Genomic DNA, 13,599 nt, shown 5'->3' on the forward strand with positions numbered 1-13,599 from the left:
GATAAAAAAGTAGTAGAAATGTACACATAACCCTGTCAAGTAGACATTGAAAAAAAGTATATTAAGCTTAAGCTACGGCCTTTTCTCGTTATTCAACTGAGGAAAGGCCGTTAAATTTCTCTGAAAAGCGATCATTATATAAAATTGAATTATGCCTCAAAAAGAATCATTAATGTTAGAAACAAAATAAAATTATGGCGGATTAAATCTTGCAAAAAGGCAAAGTTAGTTGATGGCTGATTTTTAAAAGATTTTCGTTATTCATTTTGAGAATAGCTTTAAATTTATGGGTATATTTGTAAATAAGACTTTACAGAAGCCTTATTTAGTCCTGCAATAATATACTATATGCCAATTTGTTTTTAGATGTAAAATTGCATGAGAATACCTTGAAAGGAGTTTTCCTCATGGATATTACATCTTTTTTAATGTACTGTATTATTATTACTTTTACACCAGGACCTACTAATATTGTCATTTTATCAACAGTCCATCATTTGGGGGCAAAAAAAGCAATGGAATATACATATGGAGCAACAATTGCATTTGGTTTTTTACTTGCTATCTCCGCTATGTTGAATACCTTGCTTTTAACGATCATACCGAAAATTTTGATCGTTATGCAGATTATCGGAAGCTTTTATATGATGTATCTCGCTTATCAAATTTACAAAGCGGATAAATCAAAACCAACTGTAAACCAATCTGGTACCTTTCAGTCAGGATTCCTTATGCAGTTTTTAAATCCAAAGGTGGTACTTTTCACAATGACTGTTATTCCCAGCTTTATTTTGCCGCACTATACAGCAATGAATGCAGTGACTATAAGTGTTTTAGCTATAACTTTGATTGGGTTTTTGGCATTTCTTACATGGGTTCTTTTCGGGACAATTTTTAAGCAGTTTTTACAGAATCATAGTAAGATTGTTAATGTCATAATGGCAATATTTTTAGCTTATTCTGCAGTGATGATATGGATGTAGGTAAATTATTTATGAGGTGAGTATAATGGAGAAATTTATCTATAAAAAGTCGGCAGATATCACTGCATTGTCAGCAAGTATGAGAGATTTTACGTATATAAAGCACTCTCACAAGGAGTATGCAATCGGGGTCACATTGCGCGGTATTCAACAATATAACCTGGATGGCAGTTTACAATTATCCTATCAAAATGGTGTAATGCTATTTAATCCAGAACAGGCACATGACGGAAGAGCACATGATGATGCAGGACTTGATTATGTTATGCTATATATTGAGCCGCAATCGCTTTTAGAGGTTATGGAGAAAAAGGATATTATTCGTTTCTCAACCCCAATTGTTTATGATAATAAACTTCAACAAAGAATATTAAGCCTTTCCAATGCAATATTAAGCGAAAAAGATGAGGCTTTGTGCAGTGAATTACTCGTATCGATCACAGATATCCTTATCCAAACGAATCTTTCTACAGACAATAAGAAAGAACACGCTCTAATTAGAAAAGCAAAGGATATGATTCATAGTAACCTAGAAAATGTACTTAAACTTGAAGAGATATGTAAAGAGCTTAATTTATCCAAATTTCAGTTTATCAGATTATTTAAGGCTCATACTGGAATTTCACCATATCAATACTTTCTAAACTGCAAGATAGAACGTGCAAAGCAGTTAATAGAAAAAAGCAGAGATATATATGCAGCCGTAGCTGAGTGCGGTTTTGTTGATTTAACCCATTTAAATAAACACTTTAAAAGTGTTTATGGCACAACAGCATTTGAATATATGTCACATTTAAATTAATAAGAAGTTTTTGTTTAGTCATTGAAGAATAAGGAGGATTTGCCTGTGGGAAAATCCAATACTATTCTCTTTGAAAGAAAATTTCCAAGTACAAAAATGACCCTTATCAGGATCAGCTCCCAATTTTGGAAGTGATGAAAATAAACAGAGCAATTAATAAGGGCAAAACAAAACAGGGTGTTAAGGCGGGAGAATCAGGGAGGAGCTTGATATTACCACATATGTTTCTTTTAATGGGCAGTATGTCGTCGTAGAAGGTGAGCTCATTTATTTTAATCAATTGGATAAAAAAGCACTTGAACACTGACTGACGCAGCTTCTGAAATGGAACTTCCGCTTATTTATTGCAATGAGCATGATATGAAAATTAGCGATCCCGGCCACAGGTTCATTGAAGAAAGCATGGGTTCTTTGAAACTAACTGCCGCCTCACATGATCCAGAATTCTTTAAAGGAACAAATATCTACCAAGCCCAAGTTTTTTGAAAAGATAAGGAAGAAGGGCGTTATGTAGAAGCCTCCGAGGAATTAAGGTTTACAGGCTGGCATCCGCTCGGTGGATATAGACCCAGCCTGTGGGACTAAAGCCGGGATACGGACACATTATATCATACCTAACCCACTTCCTATTTCAAAATGTAAATAATTTTCCATTATTATACATTTGATGCTTAATTCCAATTTTAATTGACGCTTTTTAACCATAAAAGACAGTGTCATTACAAATAAAACCGGCCATTACATCTAAAAAGAAAAACAGTGGCATCGATTAGAACGGATATATTCCTCTTGTTTTTTTGTAAATTTAAAAAGCCTGTTAAAAGGGTGTTCCCCAATTAACAGGCTTTTTGCTATTAATAGCCGCCCGCGTAGCAAGAGCAACCGATGATGATTAACAAGATAAACAATACTACGATTAGGGCAAATCCTCTACCATATCCGCCACCATATCCATCTGCCATATTATCCACCCCTTTGACTAAATCGTTGATGTCATTCAATTTATCTTATGTACAAGCAAGCACGACGGACAGGGCTTTTAACAAGGTTTTTGTCCATTTTTGTAACTAAAAAGCGCAGGTGTTATGCTGCGCTTTTTAGAGGAGTGAATGTCTGGATCGGAGTCGTTTTGGCTTACTTTAACTTATGCCGTAATATCGAAACGGACAAGGTCATCCGCCTTATTTGCGCAAAAATAAACGACTAGCCTATCTCCTACTGAGAGTACTAGGAGACATGGTCTTTGCAGTACCTCTTGTAGAGGCTATAGATATAGAAATTAGGAGAGGAGAGATAAACTACACAATAAATGACGTTTGGCTTCACAAAGTGCACATGATTTCACCTAAAATAAATACTATCTGTATATGTAAAAATTTAATGGTTTCATCCATCTTTATGTTAACGTATAATTAGGAAAAAACTTAAAGATGCTAGGGAGAGAACGCATGAGCAGTACATATGAATTTAAAGGTGCAGGAAAATCAATTATCACATTGGACGGAAATTTCCTGCGGATTAAACGTAAAGGTTTCATAAACTTAATGAATCATGGATTAGATGGAGAGAAATCCATTGATATTACCAACATATCAGGTGTTCAGCTAAAAAAGGCAGGATTAACAAGTGGATACTTACAATTCATCTATCCAGGAAGTCAAGAAAACAAAGGTGGAGTATTTTCTGCTACTCAAGATGAGAACACTGTCATGTTTGTTAAGAAAGAGCAAGCAATGGCATTAGAGATCAAAGCATATATTGAAGAAATTATTTCTAATCGAAATTCCAATAACACTACTCAACCAATAGTAGAATCAAAAGTGGATGCAACAGAAGAAATTCGTAAATATAAGTCATTGATGGATGATGGAATTATTAATGAAGAAGAATTCCAGGAGAAGAAAAGACAATTACTTGGTTTGTAAAATATGAGTCCTTAAATGGACTCTATAAATTGAGGTTTAAAATTTTTGCAATGGTTTAAGCCCAAGGCTAAGTTAAAGGTAGAGGTTGATTTAATAATACACATAAAAAATGAGCTGGAAAACGTATATCCAAGCTCATTTTACTTTGATGCTGCTGTTTTTACTAAAGCACCGGTTACTTAAATAAGTAATATTATTCACAATGTTTCCTTCCTAGCTTTTTCGATAATTTTTTTTATAAAAGATATCATACTGATATTTGGAGGCAAGTTCTTTTTTTAAAGATGCATATTTTTCGGCTACTTTGGGATCTAGCCTCAGATAATCACGAAATAATAATTTTTCAATCCACTCACTGCTATTAAATTCACAGATATGAAGATGGCAAGTACCCTGTCCCCATAATCCCTTCCTAAAAAACATTCTATCTTTAAACACCGGTTTAGGAACATATTCATATCCTATTTCACTCAAAGGACTAACAAAGTTAGATATTTCATCTAAAACTTGTACACCTACAATAATGTAATGATTGGTTTGGCTTCTAACCCCTTTATAGAAGTACTTCCAATATGTTCAATTCCAACAGCCTTATCATCTAAAACATCAAGAATTCTTTTTTGTTCATAATCAAATTGTTTTCCCCAATTTGGATCATAATCACTAAGATTAACGATTGGTTTCGTCATATATCTGTTCCACCTTAAAAATAATATATCTTAATTTAATTCTATAGAGTTAAACGAAAACCTTCTTTAATAAAATTACCTATTAGTAAAACAACAAAAAAGGGCTTCTAATGCAGCCAAAACGATCTTGAACTAACCCACCCGTTACTTTAAGTACACTTATTCACAAACTTAGTCTTTTCACACTTTATTTTCCTTACAGGAATTCTGTCTTTTAGTTCAAAAAAAGGGTACTACTGCTTTTTTAAAGGAATATACTGTTAGTTGAATAAGTGTTAATTACTAATAGATTATTCGATATATGTACAACTTTTTTCATTAATGATTGGTTGCGATTGTTAGAGAAGCAAGTAGAGTCATTTTCATATTACATTCTCACCTCAAAGTTATCATTCCAAAATATATTAAAATTAGTCCGGATACTGAGATGGAAAGGCTCATTTATTTATATATATTACCTAAATCGTTATCCAATCAAAAAAAAGCTGCCGCAACAGCCCTTCCTTATTGAACTAACGCACCCAATAGTTTAGTACACCTATTCACAAACTTTTTACCAATAGTTAATTTTGATACCCATCACTAAAGTGAAAACTTAGATAACATCAATTACCTTTAGAAATATGTAAAACTTCAAAGATGTTTGCTCCTTGCAATGTGTTACTTAGCATTGGTTTACTTTCAAATAAATAAAAATGATTATATCCCCATTTGTGTTTTTGTACTTCAAAACAGAACCCGTTAGGTTAGGGGCAATTTTTTTCAGTGTTTTCTATCCAGAGTCTAGTTCAACGAGTGTCGGTTTATTTTCTAAAAGGTTGTACATAGCCTGTTTACTTCTTCTTTATAGAAAAAGGGGTTCAGAGGGGGAAGCTTGATGAAAAGCGGCAAGATAGAACTTATGCCAAATAAAGCTGGAGGCATATCGAATACTGAAGAGATCTTACCGATAAATCTCAAGGGTATTGGATGTGAAGAAAAGTGGAAACATGGATTTACTGGAAAAGGTGTAGTAATTGCTGTCCTAGATACAGGTTGTGATGTAAATCATCCAGATTTAATGAACAGGGTGATTGAAGGATATAATTTTACCGAAGAACACGGGGGCAACGTGTCCATTTATGAGGATACAAATGGACACGGTACACATACTGCAGGAATCATAGCGGGTTCAAAAGATTGCCACGGCATCATAGGGGTAGCTCCTGATGAGAATTCGGTCTGCCGAAGAAAATCAGGTTAATGGTGTAGAAGGGTACTGGTGTCCCTAAACATATAGGTCTGTATCTATTTCTTGCTCAGGACTACAGAAAGTTTCAGACAGTTTCACAATGCTTGGAGGAATAGCTAAAGTACCTTCTGAAAATGCCGGGATTAATGTACTGCGGGTTAACATAGAAAAAAAGCATTTCTTTTTTTCGTAGTAAAAACAATGGCTTAGCTAGTGGGGAAGCATTAATTACTGTACGAGTTTAATTTTACTATAGACACTTATCGGTTGAGAGCTGGTCCGGTGGATGGCCACCTCTCTACATTAGGAACTGGTACCTAAACTTCTGTACAGGCAGGATAAATAACCATATCGAAAGACATCGCTTTTTTAGCGGTGTCTTTCGATATGTGTAAAATATTTATTGTATGACAACATCCCCGACATATTGAGCATGTCCTTTATCTGTATCAATATCAACTACAATCATATAATTGCCTTTATTTTTTGGTAAGTTAAAGGATTGGTCATTCTTCACTTTTAAATCTGTCTTTTCGGCATTTTTCCAAACAGATACACTTATTCCGTTGGGTTCAAAATCTCCATTTTCTAAATGTAATTCGGCTTTCTGTCCAGCCTTAAGTTCCATTTTGCTTTGTTTTTTTGCTAATGATTGTATATCTTCAGTTTTCTTGGTGTAATTTTTATCGCTAGTTTGCCAATAAATATTTGCTTCTGCCAGCTTTACTTCTTGTTCAATATCATCAGGGTTTGTAAGTGTAACAGTAGGAGGAGAATAATCATATGTTTCCCCAAAACAACCAGTTAATAAAATGACAAAGAATGAACCCATAATCAATTTGAAAAATCGCATTAAATAATCCACTCCTATTTTTTTAGATATTGTGTTAGCAATTATTATGTAATTAAGAAAAGAGGAAATTCTAATGGTAATTGAGGCAAAGATAGAGAAATTCTAGAAGTGTGAAGGGTGTGAATATCCCTTTTAGAGTGTATAGAGTTGTATATATTATTATTATATTTGATGGAATAGATAGCAGTACCCGATCTGCCAAAGAAATGGCCTCTGATACATCATGGGTTACGAGAAACGCGGTAAATTTATGTTCTTTCAACAAACTCAAAATGAGTTGATGCATCTCCAGTCTTGTAAATGCGTCCAGAGCGCCCAGCGGTTATAATCTACTATTAAAAAAATTCCCCATATCGATTAAATTACTAATATGTTTTCGCTAACTCCAATTGAACAAAGAGGCCATTGTAAAATTCTTTTTTATCTACAATGTCAAAACCAACTTCCTTAATTGTCTTTTCTGTGTCCCTGTCTAAGCAACAGCCGTCACAAATCCTTTTCCAATAGGGAGTTAACCCCTTTTGCATTTTATACAAAAGGGGGTTATCCATTTTCACGTGTTCGAATACAAGGATTCTTCCTCCATCCTTACAAACCCTTTTCATTTCTTTAAGCGAGATTTCAGGATTAGGGATCGTGCATAATACCAATGTAGCTACAACGGTATCAAAAGTTCCGTCCTCATAAGGTAACATTTCTGCACTTTCTTCGTGGATTTGTATTTTAGCATCAGACCTATCTTTTCTCTTTTTTGAACGCTCAATCATATCCTGGCTGGGTTCTATAGCAATAACCTCCACGTCTCCAGAGTAATAAGGAAAATTTATTCCTGTGCCTGAACCTATTTCTAATACCAAACCTTTTGCTTTAATAAGTAAATTCTGTCTAATGAATTTAAACTTGGTTTTCTCTAGGGGAGTCATAAAGAAATCAAACCATTTAGCAAATGTCTTACTCATCGTTATTCATCTTACCTCTCTTTTTGTTCTTTAATCTATTATACAATAAGAAAAGTTTTTTCAGATTCTCACCTCACTGTAATACAAGGAAGAGAACAACCGAGGGTTCAGCATGGACGATATGCATTTGCAACATCGAGATAATGTTGGATAGGTTACACTGGGTTAGACAGAAAAATTAAGGTCAAGTAGACTATAGATACTAACTTAGATGAGAATTTACGATGACTGCGGAATTCAAGCAACAAATTATTCACCTTTACCAAAATGGAAATCGCCTATCAAAGGAGACTTTCAAAAGATTACATGTTTTCATACGGATCGTAGCAGTAAATTCAAAAACAAGCTGATTGACCACGCTTGGGAGACGTTCAGTATCATACGATCGTTGAGTATTAAGTGTTGTCCTTATGATATGCTGTAGCAGAAGCAACGTTTAAAATCATCAAGACAGAGTGCGGTAAACGTCGCCAATTTACCAGTTTTAGCAGAGTTGAGAAGAGAGTTTCAGGAAGATGTTCATTGGTTTAATCACACTAAAATTCACGGAACGTTAGACTACATAAGCCCGATCGAGTATAAACTAGGACACTTTATAAAACCTGTCTGGTTTAGTGTTGACAATCCAAACTCCAGCTGTGGGCGGGGGGCCAAGACTCATGCAGGAAGTGCAGGATGTGAGGATGCACATGCAAAGCGGCTAATATGTAAATGTAACAGATTCTATTTGAAAAGGGGGGAATAGAGTGCACCGCCTAAGAAGAATTACACCAATGTGCCCAAAATGCAGAAGATACAATACCTATGACATAATCCCAGGAATCCCAAATCAACCCGAGTTTCAGTTACAAGCTGATGAGTTCATTCCAGATACCTATTCAGTTGGAAATGCCAGGTATTATTGTATGGAATGTAATTATAAGTGGAAAAAGTATAGAGGCAAGAAACCTTATGAAAGAATTCGGGTCATATATTCAGATGTAGGCGGGTTTCCTGGGCCTTATAATAAGGTAAAAGTTGATTTGGCTGAAAAAAGTGTGGAACACCATACAGACTTTCCTTTCAACGACGGAACAATTGTTAACGATATTAGAGAGATAACAGAAGATGACATAGAATCATTTCTAACTGAACTTCATAAATGCGATTTTGTTAATTGGGCAGAAGAATATAATGTTCCTGGGCCAGTATTAGACGGAACTCATTGGAGTGTACGGATTGAATATGATACTCACTGTGAGATAAAAGTCGGAAGTATTCACTTCCCGCCAAAATGGACGAAATATTGTAAAGCAATTTCTAGGTTAAGCGGAAATGAGTTTTATTAGTCTATAAACAACTCCCGGTTCCTTAATACATCTTAAATTTCATACCCAAAGTAAAGGAGAGGGAATTCCCTCTCCTTTACTTTGGGTAATCTAAATGGCTGAATCAGATTTTTTGTACTAGTGGTTTAGGAAAATCAAGGTGTGGTATGTGTAATATGACGCTTTTTAATTATTTTCAATACATATATAGTAGAGTTTTAAAGTATAAAAATCAGTAAGTGGAGAAAAACCATATTTACTAAAATAGGTGGGATAAAGTGAAAAAGATTATTAAGGCAGGAGTTTCTTTGGCGGCCATCCCGTATGTACTGTTAACTGGCTGCTCAGAAACGGCAACTTCACAAAAGGAAGTGCCGGAGCTAAGAGAGAGGCCGGTCATAAGTTCGCAGAATTTAACTAAAGAATTAATAGAGTCTCCGAGATTCCCGCATATGGCGTCCTATCAGGCTATCAAACCTTCCCAGAAGGCACAGCCGTTAGAAAAGAAATATACGAAAGAACAGTTAGCAAATATGCCAAAATCAGAGGCGCATGGAGATAAAACGGACAGAAGTGTTCCTTTAGGACAAGTCTTGCAAAAGGGTGCGTCCGATCAGACAGACGGGCCGCTCCAGAAATATAGAATTGTTTCGTATTATGGAAGTCCCCATTCGAAACAAATGGGGATTTTAGGGGAATATAGTCCTCAAGCTTTAATGGAAAAATTGAAAAAGCAAACACGTGCTTACTCAGAACTGGATCCTAAAAGGCCTGCTATCCCTGCAATTGAATTGATTACAACTATCGCACAGCGCAATCCTGGACCAAAGGGTCTTTATGTGCATCCGACACCAACTGCCGACATCGAAAAATATGCGAAGCTGGCAACAGAAAATAATGCTGTATTGATTTTAGATGTCCAGCTAGGCCGCGACACCGTTATGAACGAGGTAAAATCGATAGAAAAGTATTTGAAACTGCCAAATGTATATTTAGCGATAGATACCGAGTTTCATGTGGGTAAAGGGCAGGTCCCGGGCGAGAATCTGGGGCATGTGGATGGTAACGAGATACAAGAAGCCATTGAATATGTATCAAAATTAACAAAAGAAAACAGACTTCCACACAAAGTGGTCGTGGTCCATCAATTTGCAGGCAAAATTATCAGCAATAAAAGCGCCATTCATCCGACAAAAAATGTGGAAGTGGTTTTAAATAATGATGGATTTGGGATCCCTGCACTAAAACGATCAGGCTATCACCAGCTTGTGCGAAACCAGCCTATCCAGTACGGCGGGTTCAAACTGTTCTATAAGAATGATCAGCCTTTAATGACCCCTAAAGAGGTTCTCGAAATGGACCCGGCACCAGCTTTTATTAATTATCAATAGTGGATACATACAAAAAACGCAGCGGATTAATATTTCCGCTGCGTTCATTTGTTAATAACTGTGTGCAAGAATTTAGCGTTAATCCTAACAGCAGCATAGATAAATAAAAATACCTATGTGTTAGCTTCAAGTGAAGAAAAATTTTATGAAATTTTTTGTGGAGAAGCAAAAATATAATTCGGAATTTCCTTAATCCAGAAAAAATCTGATTGGAGTTTGTCATTTGAAAACCTGCAATAATAGAAAAATTAGAGATGGCACACTTTTAAAAAGACAGAAAAGATATTTATAAAGAAAGTGCATTTAATCCAGCGGTTGGAAGAGAAGGAAGTTGATAAAAATATAACGTGATACCATTTGGAAAAACCTAGGTATGTAGCATAGGGCTTTAATTTTAAAAAAATCGTCACGCTTTCAGGGAAAACGATTTTAAAGGTACTTCAATTAGAATGAGACTTACAGTAAGTGAAAAACTGATATAGGACATTGTGGGTTTAGGAGAAAAAAAGAAAAAATAAATAGAGGGATATCAAATATTAGTGCATCAAAGGTATCAAGGATGCTGCTAATCACTGGAGATTGCCCACCATGATTGATTGATATATAGATACCAAAATAATGGAAAGTTTAAGGAATAACCTAAATACTATTATCTGCTAAAGTTTTTTGTCTTTAGATTTTTGGATGTGAATTGCTAGCGCATCAATAGTATCGTTAAAATTGTCTTTTTTTAATTCATGTTCCCAAATCCTCAATATATTCCAACCTTTTTTATTATAATAATCTGTAACCCTTTTATCTCTTTCGATATTACTATTAACTTTTTTAATCCAAAAATCTAAATTACTCTTTGGCATTTTAAAGTGTTCAGGGCAAACATGCCAAAAACAAGAATCGATAAATATAACTATCTTAAAGGTTTTTATACTGATATCGGGAGTACCATACAGTGATTTTTCATTTTTTCTAAAGCGAATTCCCTTTTTCCATAAAGCTTTGCTAACTTTATCTTCTAGTTTCGACCTTCTCTTAATAGAACCCATAATTCTACTACGTGTTTCTTTTGAGAATTTGTCCGCCATATTCATATCTCTCCTATTATATTATAAAAACTATATACCCATGGGTTCTTTTCTGGAAACAAGGATGTTAATAGCAAATTAGTAGAGATTTCTCAAAATTCCTAGATCTCTTCTCCTTATATTTTGATATAATAAAACGGTCATTTATGTAAGAAATTAAATTGAATATTATTCAATGGGTAATCAATTAACCTATTATGAATACTTTTCCGTTTGGATTAAAGGTTCAAGTAAGAGAGACTTAGTTTACCGTTTCATTGAGAGTTCAGTTTTACATACACCATCCACCACATACTGAGAAAAAACTAACACAGACAATCTATAAGTAGAGCAGCTGCTTTCTGTTCTTTCGATAGATGAATACAAAAGTGACACGTGGGAATGCAAATAACAGCTGATTATTGTCGACGGAGTGAGGAAAAAACCGTTGGATATCCTTCCTAACTGCTATTAAAACAACATCAAGTAGTATCTTTAAAAGCAGGGCAGCCAAGTTCAGTTAGTCATTATGGACATGAACCATACCTTTAAATAGCAGGTTCAGTGTACATAGAAAAAAACTGTTATTTATGAAGATTACTTCCATAATTAAAGGAGTCTTATGAGAGGAAAAGTCTTGTAAAAAAGAACTGCAAGCCTCTTATCGATTCAGGAATACCTGAAATGGAGAAAGTCATCAAGATCCTGCAAAATTGAGTAGGCAGAAATACTTTATAGCTTTTGTCTAAGGGTATTCAAATGGCTTTTCAGAAGGGATTAATAACTCCACGAAGGACTTAAATAGGTAGGTAAATGGATTTGGGATTTTTGACCGATTTCGGGTAAAGATTTTACTTTCTCAACAGTATAAGAAAATTGGAATGCACATAGATAGAGGTGACTTTGCAAGTCATCACCCCAACATTTGACGGAGAACCTAAAAAAAAAGACTTGGAAGTTGCCCAAGTCTTTTTTATAGGTTCAAGGAAATTTGTGCAATATTATGTGTTTCATGTGCATCAATTTCTTTAATTGTTTTACCCATTTTTTCTATTAAATGAGTGACAAGTGCATTTCCCATACAGAAGTAGCGCATTCGATCACCCATAGTTGCTGTCCAATTATCAGGGAATCCGTTTAATCGTTCGCATTCGACTGGTGTTAAATAACGTTTACGTCCGTTTACTTCAACAATATGTGAGCTACGATTAGTTGTGCCTTCACTTGTCAGCATGGTTCGCCCAGGAAGTTCAAGTGAATCAACAGGGGACATGCCACCTTCAGAAAAAATGTACATATGGCCGTCTTTAGTTGTGCGTTCAATTTTTTTAGAGCCACGCAAGTAAGCGAATTTTTCAATGGCTGCTTCAGATAAATAAAATTTTTCATCGACTTCAGATTCATCTTGCAAAATAGCCTTCAAGGGAATTGCCTGTGGATTCAATGCTTCTGCATGAATTGTGTGGATTTTTCCCTCAATCATAACGCCCGCTGGATGATATAGAAACGAAAATTCATCAGAAATTTTGACAATATCTTTTGGTAATTCGACTTCACTCTCACGATTCTTATATATTTCTTCTTTCACAGGGAAAGTAGAGGCGAAAAAGCCGTTTTTGAATAAAATTTCAGAAGTTGTTTTCTTTAGTTGGCGTTCTGCAAAAGCCAGTGATTTATCATAAGCAAAGATGAAAATACGACGACGACGCTGAGCAGCACCGTATTCGGCTGCATTAATAATACGCCATTCCACTATATAACCTAAGTCGCGGAAAGTAGCTAGCATGATTGAAAAATCACGACCACGTTGTTTAGAGGGGGATTTTAAAAGACGATCTACATTTTCAAGTAAAATGTACTTTGGATGTGACACTTCAACAATACGTATAATCTCCCAGAAAAGTACGCCCTTTTTCCCTTGAATACCTTGTTCTTTTGATAAAGAACGTGCCACCGAATAATCTTGGCACGGAAACCCACCAACAAGTAAATCGATGTTCATATCTTCAAATGTTTTACTCGATACTTTCCCAATATCATCATTACAATTTACACTCGATGGAAAATGTGAATTATAGCATTTAAAAGCATCTTGTGCTTTTTTTGATGGCTCCCATTGATTGGCCCAAACAGTATCAAAGAAATTTTTATCCGCTTTTTCAAGGCCAACCCGAAAACCTCCAACGCCAGCGAAAAGTTCAACTACGTTCAAGTTTTTATTCATATTTTATTATCCCTCTTTCGTTGTTTTCATTTTATAAAATTGGGATAAAAAGATCAACAATTTTATTTTACCAAGTTATTTTAAAAAAGTTGCACAATAAATAGCACTATTAATTTTATCATATTATGAATTAATAAGCCTAAGGATTACTTAGATAAAATCGATATTTTTAAG

13 protein-coding genes and 1 pseudogene are annotated in these 13,599 nt (G+C 35.0%); 7 read left to right on the plus strand and 7 right to left on the minus strand.

Translation table 11 applies throughout. The features are described from left to right. Positions 1 to 407 precede the first annotated feature (407 nt). Positions 408 to 983: a LysE family translocator gene (locus BM126_RS01585; RefSeq protein WP_090987553.1), complete on the plus strand. Its 576-nt coding sequence runs from the start codon at positions 408 to 410 to the stop codon at positions 981 to 983. Positions 984 to 1,008: 25 nt separating this feature from the next. Next, entirely contained in the window at positions 1,009 to 1,785 is a 777-nt protein-coding gene (locus tag BM126_RS01590; RefSeq protein WP_090987556.1) for an AraC family transcriptional regulator, read from the plus strand. An 854-nt stretch (positions 1,786 to 2,639) separates the two neighbouring features. On the opposite strand, the gene BM126_RS01595 is transcribed toward BM126_RS01590, so the two are convergent. Further along, positions 2,640 to 2,747, minus strand: a complete 108-nt coding sequence (locus tag BM126_RS01595; RefSeq protein ID WP_090987559.1) for a YjcZ family sporulation protein — start codon at positions 2,745 to 2,747, stop codon at positions 2,640 to 2,642. Between the two features lie 486 nt (positions 2,748 to 3,233). On the opposite strand from BM126_RS01595, the gene BM126_RS01600 reads away from it, so the two are divergent. Continuing rightward, positions 3,234 to 3,710, plus strand: a complete 477-nt coding sequence (locus tag BM126_RS01600; protein WP_090987561.1) for a DUF4429 domain-containing protein — start codon at positions 3,234 to 3,236, stop codon at positions 3,708 to 3,710. 213 nt (positions 3,711 to 3,923) lie between these two features. Here BM126_RS01600 and BM126_RS01605 read toward each other — a convergent pair whose 3' ends face one another. After that, complete coding sequence (locus BM126_RS01605; protein ID WP_256212940.1) at positions 3,924 to 4,184, minus strand: GrpB family protein; 261 nt, start codon at positions 4,182 to 4,184, stop codon at positions 3,924 to 3,926. Between the two features lie 41 nt (positions 4,185 to 4,225). Further along, a complete protein-coding gene (locus BM126_RS01610; protein ID WP_090987564.1) occupies positions 4,226 to 4,399 on the minus strand; it encodes a GrpB family protein in 174 nt (57 codons plus the stop codon). Positions 4,400 to 5,276: 877 nt separating this feature from the next. Between BM126_RS01610 and BM126_RS01615 the strand changes: the two genes are divergently transcribed. Further along, on the plus strand, positions 5,277 to 5,642 hold the full coding sequence (locus BM126_RS01615; RefSeq protein ID WP_090987566.1) for a S8 family peptidase: 366 nt from the start codon (positions 5,277 to 5,279) through the stop codon (positions 5,640 to 5,642). 388 nt (positions 5,643 to 6,030) lie between these two features. Here the strand turns inward: BM126_RS01615 and BM126_RS01620 are convergent, their stop codons facing one another. Next, positions 6,031 to 6,468 (minus strand): hypothetical protein, encoded by a 438-nt coding sequence (locus tag BM126_RS01620; RefSeq protein WP_177201268.1) that lies wholly within the window; start codon positions 6,466 to 6,468, stop codon positions 6,031 to 6,033. Between the two features lie 380 nt (positions 6,469 to 6,848). Beyond that, on the minus strand, positions 6,849 to 7,442 hold the full coding sequence (locus BM126_RS01630) for a class I SAM-dependent methyltransferase (RefSeq protein WP_090987570.1): 594 nt from the start codon (positions 7,440 to 7,442) through the stop codon (positions 6,849 to 6,851). Between the two features lie 304 nt (positions 7,443 to 7,746). Here BM126_RS01630 and BM126_RS23200 point away from each other — a divergent pair. From BM126_RS23200 to BM126_RS01640, 3 genes and pseudogenes are all read left to right on the plus strand, one after another. Continuing rightward, positions 7,747 to 8,028, plus strand: a pseudogene (locus tag BM126_RS23200) (IS3 family transposase); the annotation flags it as partial. A 160-nt stretch (positions 8,029 to 8,188) separates the two neighbouring features. Beyond that, entirely contained in the window at positions 8,189 to 8,770 is a 582-nt protein-coding gene (locus tag BM126_RS01635) for a hypothetical protein (RefSeq protein WP_090987573.1), read from the plus strand. Between the two features lie 257 nt (positions 8,771 to 9,027). Next, entirely contained in the window at positions 9,028 to 10,140 is a 1,113-nt protein-coding gene (locus BM126_RS01640; protein WP_256212941.1) for a hypothetical protein, read from the plus strand. Positions 10,141 to 10,796: 656 nt separating this feature from the next. On the opposite strand, the gene BM126_RS01650 is transcribed toward BM126_RS01640, so the two are convergent. Continuing rightward, the gene (locus BM126_RS01650; RefSeq protein ID WP_090987577.1) at positions 10,797 to 11,222 is read right to left on the minus strand and encodes a very short patch repair endonuclease; all 426 of its coding nucleotides are present in this window, start codon (positions 11,220 to 11,222) and stop codon (positions 10,797 to 10,799) included. 952 nt (positions 11,223 to 12,174) lie between these two features. Next, the gene (gene dcm, locus BM126_RS01655) at positions 12,175 to 13,425 is read right to left on the minus strand and encodes a DNA (cytosine-5-)-methyltransferase (RefSeq protein WP_090987579.1); all 1,251 of its coding nucleotides are present in this window, start codon (positions 13,423 to 13,425) and stop codon (positions 12,175 to 12,177) included. Between the last annotated feature and the right edge of the window lie 174 nt (positions 13,426 to 13,599).

Source organism: Bacillus sp. OV322 (genome assembly GCF_900112495.1).
Lineage (GTDB): Bacteria > Bacillota > Bacilli > Bacillales > DSM-1321 > Peribacillus.

Bases quoted from the DNA above. Each gene is read 5' to 3' on its own strand.
- BM126_RS01590 (WP_090987556.1), top strand. From the start codon at position 1,009: ATGGAGAAATTTATCTATAAAAAGTCGGCAGATATCACTGCATTGTCA.
- BM126_RS01615 (WP_090987566.1), top strand. From the start codon at position 5,277: ATGAAAAGCGGCAAGATAGAACTTATGCCAAATAAAGCTGGAGGCATA.
- BM126_RS01600 (WP_090987561.1), top strand. From the start codon at position 3,234: ATGAGCAGTACATATGAATTTAAAGGTGCAGGAAAATCAATTATCACA.
- dcm (WP_090987579.1), bottom strand. From the start codon at position 13,425: ATGAATAAAAACTTGAACGTAGTTGAACTTTTCGCTGGCGTTGGAGGT.
- BM126_RS01595 (WP_090987559.1), bottom strand. From the start codon at position 2,747: ATGGCAGATGGATATGGTGGCGGATATGGTAGAGGATTTGCCCTAATC.
- BM126_RS01610 (WP_090987564.1), bottom strand. From the start codon at position 4,399: ATGACGAAACCAATCGTTAATCTTAGTGATTATGATCCAAATTGGGGA.
- BM126_RS01585 (WP_090987553.1), top strand. From the start codon at position 408: ATGGATATTACATCTTTTTTAATGTACTGTATTATTATTACTTTTACA.
- BM126_RS01630 (WP_090987570.1), bottom strand. From the start codon at position 7,442: ATGAGTAAGACATTTGCTAAATGGTTTGATTTCTTTATGACTCCCCTA.
- BM126_RS01650 (WP_090987577.1), bottom strand. From the start codon at position 11,222: ATGGCGGACAAATTCTCAAAAGAAACACGTAGTAGAATTATGGGTTCT.